This is a genomic window from Streptomyces sp. NPDC005551 (genome assembly GCF_042871785.1).
In the GTDB taxonomy this organism is placed as follows: Bacteria; Actinomycetota; Actinomycetes; order Streptomycetales; family Streptomycetaceae; genus Streptomyces.
In genome coordinates this window covers 820,729-837,259 of the sequence record NZ_JBIAJE010000003.1, presented here as the reverse complement: position 1 = coordinate 837,259, position 16,531 = coordinate 820,729, and the positions used below count along the sequence as shown (strand labels likewise).

Sequence of the window (16,531 nt, the reverse complement as noted above, 5' to 3'; positions counted from 1 at the left end):
GTGAGACCCGGAAACCGTGCCGGCCCGCCCACCCCGGACGGGCCGGCTCCGGACGTCAGCGGCCCCGCTCGGGGTCCGTCAGACCCGCTCGCCGCAGGGCGTCCGCCATCGCACTGTTGCCGGGTGCGGCCGCCTGGCGGGACCCACCGCCCGCGCCGCCGCCGCGGCCCTGACGCGGCTGCTGCTGCCGCTGCCTGGGCGGCCGGCCCGCACGCTGGGGACGCCCGCCCTCCTGCGGCTGGTCCTGCGGCGCCGCCTCGTCGTCCAGCCGCAGCGTCAGCGCGATCCGCTTGCGCGGAAGGTCGATGTCGAGCACCTTCACCTTGACGATGTCTCCCGGCTTCACCACGTCCCGCGGGTCCTTGACGAACGTCCTCGACATCGCCGAGACGTGCACCAGACCGTCCTGGTGGACGCCCACGTCCACGAAGGCACCGAAGGCCGCGACGTTCGTGACGACGCCCTCGAGCACCATGCCCGACGACAGATCGGTGAGCTTCTCGACGCCCTCCTTGAAGGTCGCCGTCCGGAAGGCGGGCCGCGGGTCGCGCCCCGGCTTCTCCAGCTCCCTGAGGATGTCCGTCACGGTAGGCAGACCGAACTTCTCGTCCACGAAGTCGGCCGCCTTCAGCGAACGCAGCACGCCCGTGTTGCCGATCAGCGACGCGACGCCGTCCCCCGCCGTCTTCCCCATGCGCCGGACCACCGGATACGCCTCGGGGTGCACGCTGGACGCGTCCAACGGGTCGTCCCCGCCGCGGATCCGCAGGAAGCCCGCGCACTGCTCGTACGCCTTGGGACCCAGCCGGGCCACGTCCTTCAGCGCCGTCCGGGACCGGAAGGGGCCGTTGGCGTCGCGGTGGGCCACGATGTTCTCGGCGAGGCCCGAGGTGATGCCGGAGACCCGGGCGAGCAGCGGTGCCGAGGCCGTGTTCACGTCGACGCCCACGCCGTTCACGCAGTCCTCGACCACCGCGTCGAGCGAGCGCGACAGCTTCACCTCGGACAGGTCGTGCTGGTACTGCCCGACGCCGATCGACTTCGGGTCGATCTTCACCAGCTCGGCCAGCGGGTCCTGGAGCCGGCGGGCGATGGAGACGGCCCCGCGCAGCGACACGTCCATGCCGGGCAGCTCCTGCGAGGCGAACGCGGACGCCGAGTACACGGACGCACCCGCCTCGGAGACCATCACCTTGGTGAGGTTCAGCTCGGGGTGCTTCGCGATGAGGTCACCGGCGAGCTTGTCCGTCTCGCGGGAGGCCGTGCCGTTGCCGATGGAGATCAGCTCGACAGCGTGCTCCCTGGCCAGCCGGGCCAGTTTGGCGACGGCCTCGTCCCACCGGTTCGCCGGGACGTGCGGGTGGATGACATCCGTGGCGACGACCTTGCCGGTCGCGTCGACCACGGCCACCTTGACGCCCGTACGGAACCCGGGGTCGAGCCCCAAGGTCGCGCGCGTGCCCGCCGGGGCGGCGAGCAGCAGGTCCCGCAGGTTCGCCGCGAACACGTTGACCGCCTCGTCCTCGGCGGCCGTCCGCAGCCGCAGCCGCAGGTCGATGCCGAGGTGGACGAGGAGACGAGTGCGCCAGGCCCAGCGGACCGTGTCCGTCAGCCACTTGTCACCGGGGCGGCCCCGGTCGGCGATTCCGAAGCGCCGGGCGACGATCCCCTCGTACGTGGACGGTCCCGGCTGCTCGGAGGGCTCCTCCGGTTCCAGGACGAGGTCCAGCACCTCCTCCTTCTCGCCGCGCAGCATGGCGAGGACGCGGTGGGAGGGCAGCTTCGTGAACGGTTCGGCGAAGTCGAAGTAGTCGGCGAACTTGGCGCCGGCCTCCTCCCTGCCCTCCCGGACCCGGGCGACCAGCCGGCCGCGCACCCACATGCGCTCGCGCAGCTCGCCGATCAGGTCGGCGTCCTCCGAGAACCGTTCGGTGAGGATGGCGCGCGCGCCGTCCAGCGCGGCCTGCGCGTCGGCGACGCCCCTGTCGGCGTCGACGAAGGCCGCGGCGGCGGTGAGCGGCTCGGCCGAGGGGTCCTTGAGCAGGCCCTCGGCCAGCGGCTCGAGCCCTGCCTCGCGGGCGGTCTGCGCCTTGGTGCGCCGCTTCGGTTTGAAGGGCAGGTAGATGTCCTCGAGGCGTGCCTTGGTCTCGGCGCCGCGGATCCGCGCCTCCAGCTCCTCGGTGAGTCGGCCCTGCTCGCGCACCGATTCGAGGATCGCCGTGCGGCGGTCCTCCAGCTCCCGCAGATAGCGCAGCCGCTCCTCGAGCGTGCGCAGCTGCGCATCGTCGAGCATCTCGGTCGCTTCCTTGCGGTAGCGGGCGATGAAGGGCACCGTCGAGCCGCCGTCGAGCAAGTCGACCGCGGCCTTGACCTGCCGCTCCCGTACGCCGAGTTCCTCGGCGATCCTGCCTTCGATGGACCCTACGAGGGGTGTCGTCACGATCCCGTACCGCCTTCTCCACTGGGGTTGCGCGGCAATTGTGGCAGGTGACACCGACAACGGGGGATCAGGGCGGCGCCGCAACGCGCCGGGAGCCGGACGCGTGCGAGGCGTCCGGCTCCCGAGGCGGTTCGGATGGGCGGGCCGTGCGGCCCGGGGTCGCGCTAGGCCTTGCGGGCGGAGTGCGAGGCACCGCCGAACAACCGGGCCACCGCCCGGAACGGCAGGGTCACCACTGTGGCGACGGCTCCACCGATCTGGCGCAACACGTCTGCGATCGCCTTGAACACGCGCTTCCCCTTTCGTCTCCCGGCACGTGGACTCACGTCAGTTCGACGAGGCCGGGTGACATACGTGTACCTCAGTCCTTGCCGATCATGCCTTCGGGGAACGCGCCGTTCCCCAGGGCCGTGATCAGCAGTCCCTTCGCCAGCTCCGTGAGCCGTTCGACGCCCGCCGCCCCCAGGTGGGTGTACGGGGCCAGGTCCAGCCGGTCCGTGTCGGCCTCGACCGACTGCCGCAGGGCCGTGCCGGCGTCGGTCAACTCGCCCTTCGCGTCGAGCAGTCCGCGCTCCCGCAGCCGGTTGGCCGCCGCCTCCCAGTCCTCCCGTGACCAGCCCCGGGTGCCCAGCGCCCACCTGGGGGCCATGCCCTTGCCGGTGGCGGTGTGGCTCACCAGCGCCTCGACCGGGTCGAGGTCCGCGGCGAGCAGCACGGCGAGGTGACCGTCGCCACGGTGTTCGCGCAGCAGTGTGGCCGCGTGCCAGAGAGCCAGGTGCGGTTCCCCGGGTACGGGCAGGTCGGCGTGCGCGGCGTACAGCGGGCGTGCCGTCCTCGTGCAGGCCTCGGCGGCCCGCAGCGCGAGCTCCGCCGCCTCGGCCACCACCTCGGAGGCGATCAGCTCATCGCCGAGCAGCCGCCGCAGCGTCGCGTCGACGGCACGCGTGCGTGCCGCGAGGACGGCGTCCGGGGACGCGGTCCGCCACACCCCGGGCACGTGCTCGGCCACGAGTTCGTGCCGGAAGTTGTAGAACGTCGCGGTGACCGTCCCCGCACCGACCGCGCCCATGGCGGCGGCGCGCGTGGCGAAGTAGGCGCCCCTCTCGTTGCCGAGTCCGATCGCGGCCATCTCCCGGCCGAGGTCCGGGGAGAAGTAGTGCGTCGAGTGCAGGGGGTTCAGGACGTTGTGGCAGCGCCGCCCGGCGCGCTCCGGCAGGGGAGAGGTCATGCCCGGCACCTTACCGACTGGTCGGTACGCAAGGAACCGCCGGATCTCCGATGGCAGGAAAGGTGGGATGCTCGTCATTGCGGACGTCCCGCCGCGTGCCGACACTCGACGCCATGCGCACCGTTCTGGTCGTCCTCTTCGACGACGTGCACAGCCTCGACGTCAGCGGCCCCGTGGAGGTGTTCGCGGCGGCCGGGGGCACGTACCGCATCACCACCGCCTCCCTGGACGGCGCCCCTGTACGCACCTCCAGCGGTCTGACCCTCGTGCCGGACCGGGCGCTGCACGGGGCCCCCGCCCCGCACACCCTGCTCGTGCCCGGCGGCCGGGGCACCAGGAGCCCGGCGCCCGCCCTCGTCGACTGGCTGCGCGAGCACGGACCGCGCGCCGAGCGCCTGGTGTCGGTGTGCACGGGTGCTCTGCTGCTGGCCGGCGCCGGGCTGCTGGACGGCCGCCGCGCCACCACCCACTGGGCGTTCTGCGACAAACTCGCCCGCGACCACCCGGCCGTCGAGGTCGAGCCCGACCCCGTGTACGTCCGCGACGGACACGTCGCGACCTCGGCCGGTGTCACGGCGGGCATCGACCTGGCACTGGCGCTGGTGGAGGAGGACCTCGGCCGGGAGACCGCGCTGGCCGTCGCCCGCGGCCTGGTCGTGTTCCTGCGCCGCCCGGGCAACCAGGCCCAGTTCAGCGCCCAGCTCGCCGCGCAGACCGCACAGCGCGCACCCCTGCGCGAGGTCCAGCAGTGGATCACCGAGCACCCCGGAGGGGACCTGGGCGTGGAGGCACTCGCCGCCCGTGCCCGTCTCTCGCCCCGGCATTTCGCCCGCGCCTTCCGGGCTGAGACCGGCGTGACACCCGGCCGGTTCGTCGGGCGGACCAGGCTCGAACACGCCAGGCGCCTGCTGGAGGACACCGCCGACGGGATCGAGGAGATCTCCCGCGCCTGCGGCTACGGCACTCCGGAGGCGATGCGCCGGTCCTTCGTCAGGGCCCTCGGCGCGGCACCCGCCGAGTACCGGCGCCGCTTCCGTCCCCCGGCCGCCCCCTGACAGGGACTCCCGGGGCGGTCCGGCCGGCGCGCCCTCAGTCGCTGTGCGGGCCGGTCTCGCCGACGGTCCAGGTGAAACGCGGCTGTCTGCGCTCCAGGAAGGCGGCGACACCTTCCCCGGTGTCGTCGCTGCCGCGCGCCCGGCCGGCCCAGTACGCGTCCCGGTCCGTGCGCCCGTCCGCGAACTCCTTGGCCGCGGCCTGCGTCAGCTGCGAGCGCGCGGCCAGGACCCGGGTGAACTCAGCGACCCGCTTGTCGAGTCCGCCCTCCGGCAGCACCTCGTCCAGCAGTCCCGTGCGCAGCGCCCGCTCCGTGTCGATCAACTCCCCGGAGAACAGCAGGTACTTGGCCGTGGCGGGCCCCACCAGGGAAACCAGCCGCCGGGTGGACGAGGCCGGATAGACGATCCCCAGCTTCGCCGGTGTCACCCCGAACAGCGAGCCCTCCTCCGCGAACCGCAGATCGCACGCCGCCGCGAGCTGGGAGCCGCCGCCCACGCAGTACCCGCGCACCGCCGCGAGCGTCGGCTTCGGGAACGCCGCGAGGGCCTCCTCGGCACGCACGGCGAGCCCCTGCGCCTCGTCGGGTGCAACCCGCAGCGTGGAGATGTCGGCCCCGGCGCAGAACGTCCCGCCCTCGCCGGTCAGCACCAGCGCGTGCACGGCGGGGTCGGCGGCCAGCGCGTCGAGCAGCGGTGGCACCGCCCGCCACATCTCCGGCGTCATGGCGTTGCGCTTGGCCGGGTGGTGGATGACGACGGTGGCGACGCCGTCGGCGACGCCGTGCAGCAGCTGGGGCTCCATGCGGCGGATGCTATCGGGACCCCCGCCCCGTCGACCGGGAAGGGGTACGCCCGCGCCGGAGGGACGAAGGGGACGAGCCCGGCGGCGAACCCGTACAACCCGAATAGTTCCCGAAGGCGGCACAGCCGCGACAGGAACGGTCCAGCAACCGACAAGTCCGGACACGGCACGTCGGAAGACGTCGATACCCGCTGACTTGTGTTCAGTCATCCGGTACGAACCAGCGCGTTACCAACACTCGACGTGTGGTGACAATCGAGCGCAGGGGTGGCGACCGGACGATGGACGACGGCGGGCGGGGGTCCGGCTCACGCCCGGAAGGCGGCGAGGACGTGCCGGCCGACCGGAGACCCCCCGGACCGCTGCCGTACGAGGGGGTGTGGCGGTTCACCGCCCCCGCCGTGGACGCCTCGGTCCCGCAGGCCCGGCACGCCGTCCGCGACCTGCTCGTCCGCCAGGGCGTGCCGGTCTCGGAGGACCTGGTCCAGGGACTGCTGCTGATCGTCTCCGAGCTGGTCACCAACGCGGTGCGGCACGCGGCGCTGCTCTCGCCGACCCTCGCCGTGGAGGTCGCGGTGGGCGCCGAGTGGGTGCGGGTCTCGGTGGAGGACAACCACCCCTACCGCCCGACCGCCCTGGAGGCCGACCACGGGCAGACCGGCGGCCGCGGTCTGCTGCTCGTGCGGGAGGTCACCAAAGAGGCGGGCGGCGTCTGCGACGTCGAGCACACGGCGAGCGGCGGCAAGGTGATCTGGGCCGCGCTGCCCCTCAAGCAGACCGCCGGGTGACGGACCTCACCAGCCGGCGGACGGGCCCGTGAGCTCGCGCACCGCCGGACGCGCCGCGTCCAGGACCGTCATGAACCACGCGGAGAACGGGTCCCTCGCGTGCCGCTCCGCCAGCTCCCCCGCGCTCACGTAGGCGGTCGAACCGACCTCCTGCGGGTCGGGACGCAGCGGGGACTGGACCAGCCCCACGAAGAGGTGGTTGTACTCCTGCTCCACCAGGCCCGACTCCGGGTCCGGGTGGTTGTAGCGGACCGTGCCCGCCTCGCCGAGCAGCGACGGGGACACCCCGAGTTCCTCATGCGTGCGCCGGGCCGCGGCCGCGAAGGGGGACTCGCCCGGATAGGGGTGACCGCAGCACGTGTTGGACCAGACCCCGGGGGAGTGGTACTTGCCGAGGGCACGCCGCTGGAGCAGCAGCCGGCCGCGCTCGTCGAAGAGGAAGACGGAGAACGCCCGGTGCAGCTGTCCGGGCGGCTGGTGCGCGGCGAGCTTCTCCGCCGTACCGATCGTCGCCCCGTCCTCGTCGACCAGCTCGAGCAAGATCGGTTCAGCGGTGCCGTTCGACGAACTGTGCGTCGCGGTGGCTGGTGTGATCGGCATACCCATCCTTCGCATCGGTCTTCGAAGCCCAAGTCTGCCGTACGAAACCGGCACTCCGGGCACTCACGGCGTCCCCGCATGTCCCCCGGGGGAACCGTCCGCGACGGGGGGCGTCATGTGTTCGACCGGTACCTCCGTGCCGCGATGCGTCAGTGGCAGAGCCGCGCCTCGTGCTCGGCGTGCCCGCTGGGCTCCAGCTGGAAGGTGCAGTGCTCCACGTCGAAGTGGACGCCCAGACAGCCCTGGAGTTCGTGGAGCATCTTCTCGTGGCCGATGGCGCTGAGGGCGTCGCCGCTTACGACGACATGGGCGGAGAGCACCGGCAGACCGGAGGTGATGGTCCAGGCGTGCAGGTCGTGGACGTCCTCGACCCCGGGCAGCGCCAGGATGTGCGCCCGCACCTCCGCCATGTCGACCCCCTTGGGGGCCGCCTCCAGCAGCACGTCGAGCGTTTCGCGCAGCAGCTTCCAGGTGCGCGGGACGATCATCAGGCCGATGGCGAGCGAGGCGATCGGGTCGGCCGCCTGCCAGCCGGTCGTCAGGATGACGACGGCCGAGATCAGCACGGCGAGCGAGCCCAGCGCGTCCGCGGCGACCTCCAGGAACGCGCCCCGCACGTTGAGGCTCTCCTTCTGTCCCCGCACCAGGAGCGTCAGCGAGATCATGTTCGCGACCAGGCCGATCAGACCGAACACGACGGTCAGCCCGCCCTCGGTGGCGGCGGGCGTCATGAAGCGCTGCACGGCCTCGTACAGGACGTATCCGCCCACGCCGAGCAGCAGCAGGCAGTTGGCGAGCGCCGCGAGGATCTCGGCGCGGGCCAGCCCGTACGTGCGGTTCCCGCTCGGCGGCAGATTGGCGAAGTGGATGGCGAGCAGCGCCATGCCGAGGCCGAGCGCGTCCGTCGCCATGTGGGCCGCGTCCGCGATGAGCGCGAGCGAATCGGCGAGCGTCCCGCCGACGACCTCCACCACCATCACGGTGAGCGTGATCGACAAAGCGACCCGGAGTCTGCCGCGGTACGCCGCCGCCGCCGTCCCGGTGGGCGGCGCGCCGTGCGCGTGTGCGTGGTCGTGCCCTGCCCCCATGAAAGCCGCCCTCCGATGCGTGCGCCGAAAGCCCAGTCAACTACGGGCAGGGGGTATGAGGCAACGCGGCACTGAACACCGTTGTCATACTCTCTGACCTGCGGAAACGTTCCGCAGGTCAGAGCGCCGGACGGTCAGCTCCCGGTCGTCGTCCCCTGGTGCAGCCGCCACCCCTGCCAGGCCGACTCGACCATCTCGCGCACCCCTCGGCGCGCGCTCCAGCCCAGCTCGCGGCCGGCCAGGGCCGCCGAGGCGACGGCGCGCGGGGCGTCGCCGGGCCGGCGCGGCTCCACGAGCGCGGGCCGGGTGTCGCCGCTCACCTCGCCGATCAGCGTCAGGAGTTCGCGAACCGATACACCCTCGCCGCGGCCGACGTTGACCGTCAGGTCTCCCGTGGCACCGCCGGCGAGCCGCCGGGCCGCCGCGAGATGCGCGTCCGCCAGGTCGGCGACGTGGATGTAGTCGCGCACGCACGTGCCGTCCGGCGTCGGGTAGTCGTCGCCGAAGATCCGGGGAGCCTCACCGCGGGTGAGCCGGTCGAAGACCATCGGGATCACGTTGAAGACACCGGTGTCCGCGAGCTCGGGAGCCGCCGCCCCCGCCACGTTGAAGTAGCGCAGGCACACGGTCGCCATGCCGTGCGCCCGGCCCGCCGCCCGCACCAGCCACTCCCCGGCGAGCTTCGTCTCGCCGTACGGGCTCATCGGCGCGCAGGTGGTGTCCTCGGTGATGAGGTCCACGTCCGGATTGCCGTACACGGCGGCGGACGAGGAGAAGACGAACCGCTCGACGCCCGCCCCGGCGACCGCCTCCAGCAGCGTCGCGAGACCGCCCACGTTCTCCTGGTAGTAGCGCGTCGGCTGCGCGACGGACTCACCGACCTGCTTGCGCGCCGCCAGATGCACCACACCGGTCACGGCGTGCTCGGCGAGCACCCGCTTCAGCAGCCCGCCGTCCAGCGACGACCCCTGCACCAGCCGGATGTCCCCGGGCAGCCGCCCCGGCACTCCGGCCGACAGGTCGTCCAGGACGACCACGCGCTCCCCGGCCTCCGTCATCGCCCGCGCCACGTGCGCCCCGATGTATCCAGCTCCGCCTGTGATCAGCCATGTCATGGACGCCCACCCTATGCCGGTCCCGTGCCGGCCGCCGGTGCTCCCCGTCCCGCTCGCCGCGATGCGGTCCGTTGCGCCCCGGTGCGCCGGGGACCGATCGCGATGCCGTGAATGCGCCGGTCTGGGGCCGCGGTTTGTGGCGCGGGCCCCGGATCACCGATGATGATCGCGGCTGGGCGGCCGCCCGTACCGGGTGATCGGGCGTGAACGGGCGGTGAACGCCCGCTTCCATCCATCCGATAGCCTCAGCCGACATGCCGCCCGCCGCCTCAGGCGCAGGGCCACCCCACCACGCACATGCCCGGCGCGGACGCGTCGGCACCCAGGGAGTGAGTTCGTCTGTCGACCGCCATCCTCACCGGCCAGCCGGTCCCCGGATCGTCGCTCGAGGGCGATCTGCGGACGCTCGGGTTCGACGTGCGGGTCGCCTCGGACGCCGGTGACACCGAGACGCTCCTCGCCCAAGTGCCCGCGAACCAGCGGGTGGCGATCGTCGACTCCCGCTTCGTGGGCCACCTGCACGCGCTGCGCCTCGGCCTCACCGACCCGCGCTTCCCGGCCGCCGCACTGCCCGGCGCCGTCACCGCGCAGCCCGGCGCCCGGCAGGCCCTGACCCGCGCGGTGGCCCGCGAGAGCTCGGCCGCGGGCGGCGGCGCGACCGTCGTCGTCGAGGACCTCGCCGACCGCGTCACGGCCTCCCTGGACGCGGACGGCGTCCCGCTGCACCGACCCGAGCTCGGCACGCTCGTCGCCACCGTCCCCGCCGACCCGCAGGCCCGCAACGAGGCACGGCAGGCCGTCTCCTGCGTCGACGACGAGGCCGTGCGCCTGCGCACCGCCGTGAAGTCCCGCGACGGGTTCTTCACCACCCACTTCATCAGCCCGTACTCGCGCTACATCGCCCGCTGGTGCGCCCGCCGCGGCCTGACCCCCAACCAGGTCACCACGGCCTCGCTGCTCACCGCGCTGATCGCGGCGGGCTGCGCCGCCACCGGCAGCCGCACCGGCTTCGTCGCCGCCGGCGTGCTCCTCCTCCTCTCCTTCGTCCTCGACTGCACGGACGGGCAGCTCGCCCGCTACTCCCTGCAGTACTCGACGCTCGGCGCCTGGCTCGACGCGACCTTCGACCGCGCCAAGGAGTACGCCTACTACGCGGGCCTCGCCCTCGGCGCGGCCCGCGGCGGGGACGACGTGTGGGCACTCGCCCTCGGCGCCATGGTGCTGCAGACCTGCCGGCACGTCGTCGACTTCTCGTTCAACGAGGCGAACCACGACGCCACCGCCAACACCAGCCCCACCGCCGCCCTCTCCGACAAGCTCGACAGCGTCGGCTGGACGGTGTGGCTGCGCCGGATGATCGTCCTGCCCATCGGCGAGCGCTGGGCCATGATCGCCGTGCTGACGGCACTGACCACCCCCCGCATCACGTTCTGCGTCCTGCTGGCCGGCTGCGCGTTCGCGGCGACGTACACCACGGCCGGCCGCGTCCTGCGCTCGCTCACGCGCAAGGCGCAGCGCACGGACCGCGCCGCCGGGGCGCTCGCCGACCTGACGGATTCCGGCCCGCTCGCCGAACTGCTGACGCGGCTCACCCGCGGGGTCCCGCTCCGCGGCCCGGCGTTCGTCGCCCTCGTGGCCGGCGTCCTCGTCGTGCTCTGCGCCACACTCGCCCCGTACGGCAGCTGGTGGCCCGTCCTCGGCGCCGCCGGCTACGTGCTGCTGTCGCCCGCGGCCCTCCAGCGCCCCCTGAAAGGCGCTCTGGACTGGCTGGTTCCGCCGTTCTACCGGGCGGCCGAATACGGCACCGTGCTGGTACTGGCGGTCAAGGCCGACGTGAACGGAGCCCTTCCGGCAGCTTTCGGGCTGGTGGCGGCGGTCGCCTACCATCACTACGACACGGTGTACCGCATCCGCGGCAACGCCGGCGCGCCTCCGCACTGGCTGGTGCGGGCGATCGGCGGGCACGAAGGCAGGACGCTGCTGGTCACCGTCCTGGCCGCGCTGCTCGCCGCCACTGATTTCAAGGTCGCGCTCACGGCTGTCGCCGTGGCCGTGGCACTCGTGGTGCTCTTCGAGAGCATCCGCTTCTGGGTGTCCTCCCATGCACCCGCCGTACACGATGAAGGAGAACCCGCATGATCGGCCTCGTGCTGGCGGCCGGCGCCGGACGCCGTCTTCGCCCCTACACCGACACGCTGCCCAAGGCCCTGGTGCCGGTCGGTCCCGAGGGGAACGAGGACAGCCTCACCGTCCTGGACCTGACCCTCGGCAACTTCGCCGAGATCGGCCTGACCGAGGTCGCGATCATCGTCGGGTACCGCAAGGAGGCCGTCTACGAGCGCCGCGAGGCGCTGGAGCAGAAGTACGGCGTCAAGATCACCCTGATCGACAACGACAAGGCCGAGGAGTGGAACAACGCCTACTCCCTCTGGTGCGGCCGTGACGCCATCAAGCACTCGGTGATCCTCGCCAACGGCGACACCGTGCACCCGGTCTCCGTCGAGAAGACGCTGCTCGCCGCCCGCGGCGACGGCAAGAAGATCATCCTGGCCCTCGACACGGTGAAGTCCCTCGCCGACGAGGAGATGAAGGTCGTCGTCGGCCCCGAGGGCGGCATGACGAAGATCACCAAGCTCATGGACCCGGCCGAGGCCACCGGTGAGTACATCGGCGTCACCCTCATCGAGGGCGAGGCCGCCGACGAGCTCGCGGACGCGCTGAAGACGGTCTTCGAGACGGACCCGCAGCAGTTCTACGAGCACGGCTACCAGGAGCTCGTCAACCGCGGCTTCCGCATCGACGTCGCGCCCATCGGTGACGTCAAGTGGGTCGAGATCGACAACCACGAAGACCTCGCCAAGGGACGTGAGATCGCGTGCCAGTACTGACGAGGCTCATCCCCTCGCCGGTCGTCGTCGACATCCGTCCGGGCGCCCTGGACGACCTGGCGAGCGTCCTCGCCGACCAGCGGATCTCGCACTCCGGCAAGCTCGCCGTCGCGATCAGCGGCGGCTCCGGGGCGAAGCTGCGCGAGCGGCTCGCCCCGGCGCTGCCGGGCGCCACCTGGTACGAGGTCGGCGGCGGCACCCTGGACGACGCGATCAAACTCGCGGACGCCATGAAGTCCGGGCACTACGACGCGGTCGTGGGCCTGGGCGGCGGCAAGATCATCGACTGCGCGAAGTTCGCCGCGGCCCGCATCGGCCTCCCGCTGGTCGCCGTCGCCACGAACCTCTCGCACGACGGTCTGTGCTCGCCGGTCGCGACCCTCGACAACGACGCGGGCCGCGGCTCCTACGGCGTGCCGAACCCGATCGCGGTCGTCATCGACCTCGACGTGATCCGTGAGGCCCCGGTCCGCTTCGTGCGCTCCGGCATCGGCGACGCCCTGTCCAACATCTCCGCGGTCGCGGACTGGGAGCTGGCCAACCGGGAGAAGGGCGAGCAGATCGACGGCCTCGCGGCCGCGATGGCCCGCCAGGCCGGCGAGGCCGTACTGCGGCACCCGGGCGGCGTCGGCGACGACGCCTTCCTCCAGGTGCTGGCCGAAGGGCTGGTCCTCACCGGCATCTCCATGTCGGTCGCGGGCGACTCCCGTCCCGCCTCCGGCGCCTGCCACGAGATCAACCACGGCTTCGACCTCCTCTTCCCCAAGCGCGCGGCGAGCCACGGCGAGCAGTGCGGCCTCGGCGCGGCCTTCGCGATGCACCTGCGCGGTGCCCGCGACGAGTCCGCCTACATGGCCGAGGTGCTGCGCCGGCACGGACTGCCGGTGACGCCCGAGGAGATCGGCTTCACCGCGGACGAGTTCGTGCGGGTGGTGGAGTTCGCCCCGCAGACCCGGCCCGGCCGCTACACGATCCTCGAACACCTCGACCTGACCACCGACCAGATCAGGGACGCATACGCCGACTATGCAAAAGCCATCGGTAGCTGAGCTCCGCCCGGTCGTGCACCCCCCGGGTGTCAAGGACCGGCGGAGCGGCGAACACTGGGCCGGCCGGCTCTACATGCGCGAGCTCTCGCTGCGCATCGACCGGCACCTGGTGAACACCCGGGTCACGCCCAACCAGCTGACCTACCTCATGACCGTCTTCGGCGTCCTCGCCGCCCCGGCCCTGCTGGTACCGGGGATACCGGGCGCCGTCCTCGGCGTCCTGATGGTCCAGCTGTACCTGCTGTTCGACTGCGTCGACGGCGAGATCGCCCGCTGGCGCAAGCAGTTCTCGATCGCCGGGGTCTACGTGGACCGCGTCGGGGCCTACCTGTGCGACGCCGCGGTCCTGGTCGGCTTCGGCCTGCGCGCCGCCGACCTGTGGGGCTCCGGGCGGATCGACTGGCTGTGGGCCTTCCTCGGCACCCTGGCCGCCCTCGGCGCCATCCTGATCAAGGCCGAGACCGACCTCGTCGGTGTCGCCCGGCACCAGACGGGCAAGCCGCCCGTCCAGGAGTCGGCCTCCGAGCCGCGTTCCTCCGGCATGGCGCTGGCCCGCAGGGCAGCCGCGGCGCTGAAGTTCCACCGGCTCGTCCTCGGGGTCGAGGCCTCCCTGCTCATCCTGGCCCTGGCCGTCCTGGACACGGTCCGGGGCGACCTGTTCTTCTCCCGGCTCGGCGTCGCCGTACTCGCGGGCATCGCGGTCCTGCAGACCCTGCTGCACCTGGTGTCCATCCTCGCCTCGAGCAGGCTGAAGTGAGCACGCCCATGAAGGTCGGGGCGGTCGTCATCACGATGGGCAACCGCCCCGACGAGCTCCGCGCCCTCCTCGACTCGGTCGCCCAGCAGCACGGCGACCCGGTCGAGGTCGTCGTGGTCGGCAACGGCTCGCCCGTCCCGGACGTCCCCGCGGGCGTCCGCACCGTCGAGCTGCCCGAGAACCTCGGCATCCCCGGCGGCCGCAACGTCGGCATCGAGGCCTTCGGCCCCGGCGGCACCGACGTCGACGTCCTGCTCTTCCTGGACGACGACGGCCTCCTGGCCCAGCACGACACGGCGGAACTGTGCCGTCGTGCCTTCGAGGCCGACCCGCGGCTCGGCATCATCAGCTTCCGGATCGCCGACCCGAAGACCGGTGAGACCCAGCGCCGGCACGTGCCCCGGCTGCGCGCCGCCGACCCGATGCGCAGCTCGCGCGTCACCACCTTCCTCGGCGGCGCCAACGCCGTCCGCACGAAGGTCCTGGCCGAAGTGGGCGGGCTCCCGGACGAGTTCTTCTACGCCCACGAGGAAACCGACCTGGCATGGCGGGCCCTCGACGCGGGCTGGATGATCGACTACCGGTCCGACATGGTCCTGTACCACCCCACGACCGCGCCCTCCCGGCACGCGGTCTACCACCGCATGGTGGCCCGCAACCGCGTCTGGCTGGCCCGCCGCAACCTCCCCGCGCTCCTCGTCCCGGTCTACCTCGGGGTCTGGATGCTCCTGACGTTGGTCCGGCGCCCCTCGGGACCGGCTCTGCGGGCGTGGTTCGGCGGTTTCAAGGAGGGCTGGACCAGCCCGTGCGGACCCCGCCGCCCCATGAAGTGGCGTACGGTGTGGCGGCTGACCCGACTGGGCCGACCTCCCGTCATCTGACAAGCTCGATATCTGAGAGCATTCGGCCGTACCCGGTCCCTGGCTGGCTGGTGACTGGGCCCGACCAGGCTGCGCACTTTTGAGGACGAAAGTTTCCACTTGTGAGTGAGACAACGCATGACGGCACGGTCGCGGTGAGCGACCGGCCGTCACCCGATGACGGGCTCTCCGCGGGCGAGCTGGCCACCAAGTACGGGCTCGCGGTGAGCGGTGCCCGGCCCGGACTCGTCGAGTACGTCCGCCAGCTCTGGGGACGCCGTCACTTCATCCTCGCCTTCTCGCAGGCGAAGCTCACCGCCCAGTACAGCCAGGCCAAGCTCGGCCAGCTGTGGCAGGTGGCGACTCCGCTGCTGAACGCGCTCGTGTACTTCCTGATCTTCGGCCTGATCCTGGAGGCCGACCGCGGGATGTCCCGCGAGGTGTACATCCCGTTCCTGGTGACCGGTGTCTTCGTCTTCACCTTCACCCAGAGCTCGGTGATGGCCGGTGTCCGGGCCATCTCGGGCAACCTCGGCCTGGTGCGGGCGCTCCACTTCCCGCGGGCCGCGCTGCCCGTCTCGTTCTCCCTGCAGCAGCTCCAGCAGCTGCTCTTCTCGATGATCGTGCTGTTCCTGGTGGCGGTCGGCTTCGGCAGCTACCCGCGGCTGTCGTGGCTGCTGATCGTCCCGGTCCTCGTCCTGCAGTTCCTCTTCAACACCGGCCTCGCGATGATCATGGCGCGGATGGGGTCCAAGACCCCCGACCTCGCCCAGCTCATGCCGTTCGTGATGCGCACCTGGATGTACGCGTCCGGCGTCATGTTCTCCATTCCGGAGATGCTGAAGGACAAGCCCGCGTGGATCGCCGACGTCCTCCAGTGGAACCCGGCGGCCATCTACATGGACCTGATGCGCTTCGCGCTCATCGACGGCTACGGCTCCGAGAACCTGCCTCCGCACGTCTGGGCCGTCGCCTGCGGCTGGGCGGTCCTCGTCGCCCTCGGCGGCTTCGTGTACTTCTGGAAGGCGGAAGAGAGGTACGGCCGTGGCTGAGACCAGAACCGACTCCCACATCCCCACCGTCATCGCGGACGAGCTGCACATCGTCTACCGGGTGAACGGCGCCAAGACCGGCAAGGGCAGTGCCACGGCCGCGCTCAGCCGCATCGTGAAGCGCGGCGGTGAGGAGCGCGGGGTGCGCAAGGTGCACGCCGTCAAGGGCGTCTCCTTCACGGCGTACCGCGGGGAGGCGATCGGTCTGATCGGCTCCAACGGCTCCGGGAAGTCCACCCTGCTGCGCGCCATCGCCGGCCTGCTGCCCGCCGAGAAGGGCAAGGTGTACACCGACGGACAGCCCTCGCTGCTCGGCGTGAACGCGGCGCTGATGAACGACCTGACGGGCGAGCGGAACGTCATCCTGGGCGGGCTCGCGATGGGCATGTCCCGTGAGCAGGTCCGTGAGCGCTATCAGGAGATCGTCGACTTCTCGGGCATCAACGAGAAGGGCGACTTCATCACGCTCCCGATGCGCACGTACTCCTCCGGCATGGCGGCACGCCTGCGCTTCTCCATCGCGGCCGCCAAGGACCACGACGTCCTGATGATCGACGAGGCGCTGGCCACCGGCGACCGCAAGTTCCAGAAGCGCTCCGAGGCGCGCATCCGGGAACTGCGCAAGCACGCGGGCACGGTCTTCCTGGTCAGCCACAACAACAAGTCGATCCGCGACACCTGCGACCGCGTGCTCTGGCTGGAACGCGGCGAGCTGCGGATGGACGGACCGACCGAAGAGGTCCTCAAGGAGTACGAGAAGTTCACGGGGAAGTAGCCCGTCGCCTTCTCACCGCGTGACCATCTCCGCC

16 protein-coding genes are annotated in these 16,531 nt (G+C 71.9%); 9 read left to right on the top strand and 7 right to left on the bottom strand.

Annotation, left to right across the window (positions count from 1 at the left end):
- Positions 1-55: 55 nt before the first annotated feature.
- The 3 genes from ACFYP4_RS12025 to ACFYP4_RS12015 form a co-directional block, all read right to left on the bottom strand.
- Positions 56-2,440 (bottom strand): Tex family protein, encoded by a 2,385-nt coding sequence (locus ACFYP4_RS12025; protein ID WP_388784968.1) that lies wholly within the window; start codon positions 2,438-2,440, stop codon positions 56-58.
- Between the two features lie 164 nt (positions 2,441-2,604).
- Positions 2,605-2,730, bottom strand: coding sequence for an LPFR motif small protein (locus ACFYP4_RS12020; RefSeq protein WP_358851902.1), 126 nt, complete (start codon positions 2,728-2,730; stop codon positions 2,605-2,607).
- A gap of 71 nt (positions 2,731-2,801) precedes the next feature.
- Positions 2,802-3,668 (bottom strand): hypothetical protein, encoded by an 867-nt coding sequence (locus ACFYP4_RS12015; RefSeq protein WP_388784966.1) that lies wholly within the window; start codon positions 3,666-3,668, stop codon positions 2,802-2,804.
- 113 nt (positions 3,669-3,781) lie between these two features.
- Here ACFYP4_RS12015 and ACFYP4_RS12010 point away from each other — a divergent pair, with 113 nt between their 5' ends.
- Entirely contained in the window at positions 3,782-4,723 is a 942-nt protein-coding gene (locus ACFYP4_RS12010) for a GlxA family transcriptional regulator (protein ID WP_388784964.1), read from the top strand.
- 34 nt (positions 4,724-4,757) lie between these two features.
- On the opposite strand, the gene ACFYP4_RS12005 is transcribed toward ACFYP4_RS12010, so the two are convergent.
- The gene (locus tag ACFYP4_RS12005; RefSeq protein WP_388784962.1) at positions 4,758-5,525 is read right to left on the bottom strand and encodes an enoyl-CoA hydratase/isomerase family protein; all 768 of its coding nucleotides are present in this window, start codon (positions 5,523-5,525) and stop codon (positions 4,758-4,760) included.
- Positions 5,526-5,806: 281 nt separating this feature from the next.
- On the opposite strand from ACFYP4_RS12005, the gene ACFYP4_RS12000 reads away from it, so the two are divergent.
- Positions 5,807-6,313 (top strand): ATP-binding protein, encoded by a 507-nt coding sequence (locus tag ACFYP4_RS12000; RefSeq protein ID WP_388785083.1) that lies wholly within the window; start codon positions 5,807-5,809, stop codon positions 6,311-6,313.
- Between the two features lie 6 nt (positions 6,314-6,319).
- Here the strand turns inward: ACFYP4_RS12000 and idi are convergent, their stop codons facing one another.
- The 3 genes from idi to galE form a co-directional block, all read right to left on the bottom strand.
- Positions 6,320-6,913, bottom strand: a complete 594-nt coding sequence (gene idi / locus ACFYP4_RS11995) for an isopentenyl-diphosphate Delta-isomerase (protein ID WP_358851898.1) — start codon at positions 6,911-6,913, stop codon at positions 6,320-6,322.
- Between the two features lie 149 nt (positions 6,914-7,062).
- The gene (locus tag ACFYP4_RS11990) at positions 7,063-8,001 is read right to left on the bottom strand and encodes a cation diffusion facilitator family transporter (RefSeq protein WP_358851897.1); all 939 of its coding nucleotides are present in this window, start codon (positions 7,999-8,001) and stop codon (positions 7,063-7,065) included.
- A gap of 134 nt (positions 8,002-8,135) precedes the next feature.
- Positions 8,136-9,116, bottom strand: a complete 981-nt coding sequence (gene galE, locus ACFYP4_RS11985; RefSeq protein WP_388784959.1) for a UDP-glucose 4-epimerase GalE — start codon at positions 9,114-9,116, stop codon at positions 8,136-8,138.
- Between the two features lie 339 nt (positions 9,117-9,455).
- Between galE and ACFYP4_RS11980 the strand changes: the two genes are divergently transcribed.
- The 7 genes from ACFYP4_RS11980 (at position 9,456) to ACFYP4_RS11950 (ending at position 16,497) form a co-directional block, all read left to right on the top strand.
- The gene (locus ACFYP4_RS11980; protein ID WP_358851949.1) at positions 9,456-11,255 is read left to right on the top strand and encodes a DUF5941 domain-containing protein; all 1,800 of its coding nucleotides are present in this window, start codon (positions 9,456-9,458) and stop codon (positions 11,253-11,255) included.
- Positions 11,252-12,004, top strand: coding sequence for a phosphocholine cytidylyltransferase family protein (locus ACFYP4_RS11975; protein ID WP_358851895.1), 753 nt, complete (start codon positions 11,252-11,254; stop codon positions 12,002-12,004). The genes ACFYP4_RS11980 and ACFYP4_RS11975 overlap by 4 nt, the downstream gene beginning before the upstream one ends.
- Complete coding sequence (locus ACFYP4_RS11970; protein ID WP_358851894.1) at positions 11,992-13,053, top strand: iron-containing alcohol dehydrogenase family protein; 1,062 nt, start codon at positions 11,992-11,994, stop codon at positions 13,051-13,053. Before ACFYP4_RS11975 ends, ACFYP4_RS11970 begins: the two co-directional genes overlap by 13 nt.
- On the top strand, positions 13,031-13,810 hold the full coding sequence (locus tag ACFYP4_RS11965; protein WP_358851893.1) for a CDP-alcohol phosphatidyltransferase family protein: 780 nt from the start codon (positions 13,031-13,033) through the stop codon (positions 13,808-13,810). The genes ACFYP4_RS11970 and ACFYP4_RS11965 overlap by 23 nt, the downstream gene beginning before the upstream one ends.
- Positions 13,807-14,691, top strand: a complete 885-nt coding sequence (locus ACFYP4_RS11960) for a glycosyltransferase (RefSeq protein WP_358851892.1) — start codon at positions 13,807-13,809, stop codon at positions 14,689-14,691. Before ACFYP4_RS11965 ends, ACFYP4_RS11960 begins: the two co-directional genes overlap by 4 nt.
- 101 nt (positions 14,692-14,792) lie before the next feature.
- Positions 14,793-15,722, top strand: a complete 930-nt coding sequence (locus ACFYP4_RS11955; protein ID WP_358851891.1) for an ABC transporter permease — start codon at positions 14,793-14,795, stop codon at positions 15,720-15,722.
- A complete protein-coding gene (locus tag ACFYP4_RS11950) occupies positions 15,715-16,497 on the top strand; it encodes an ABC transporter ATP-binding protein (RefSeq protein ID WP_358851890.1) in 783 nt (260 codons plus the stop codon). The genes ACFYP4_RS11955 and ACFYP4_RS11950 overlap by 8 nt, the downstream gene beginning before the upstream one ends.
- Positions 16,498-16,531: the final 34 nt, after the last annotated feature.

Excerpts from the sequence above, each read along its gene's own strand:
- idi (WP_358851898.1), bottom strand. The coding sequence starts at position 6,913 with ATGCCGATCACACCAGCCACCGCGACGCACAGTTCGTCGAACGGCACC.
- ACFYP4_RS12005 (WP_388784962.1), bottom strand. The coding sequence starts at position 5,525 with ATGGAGCCCCAGCTGCTGCACGGCGTCGCCGACGGCGTCGCCACCGTC.
- ACFYP4_RS12000 (WP_388785083.1), top strand. The coding sequence starts at position 5,807 with ATGGACGACGGCGGGCGGGGGTCCGGCTCACGCCCGGAAGGCGGCGAG.
- ACFYP4_RS12010 (WP_388784964.1), top strand. The coding sequence starts at position 3,782 with ATGCGCACCGTTCTGGTCGTCCTCTTCGACGACGTGCACAGCCTCGAC.
- galE (WP_388784959.1), bottom strand. The coding sequence starts at position 9,116 with ATGACATGGCTGATCACAGGCGGAGCTGGATACATCGGGGCGCACGTG.
- ACFYP4_RS12015 (WP_388784966.1), bottom strand. The coding sequence starts at position 3,668 with ATGACCTCTCCCCTGCCGGAGCGCGCCGGGCGGCGCTGCCACAACGTC.
- ACFYP4_RS11965 (WP_358851893.1), top strand. The coding sequence starts at position 13,031 with ATGCAAAAGCCATCGGTAGCTGAGCTCCGCCCGGTCGTGCACCCCCCG.
- ACFYP4_RS11975 (WP_358851895.1), top strand. The coding sequence starts at position 11,252 with ATGATCGGCCTCGTGCTGGCGGCCGGCGCCGGACGCCGTCTTCGCCCC.
- ACFYP4_RS11990 (WP_358851897.1), bottom strand. The coding sequence starts at position 8,001 with ATGGGGGCAGGGCACGACCACGCACACGCGCACGGCGCGCCGCCCACC.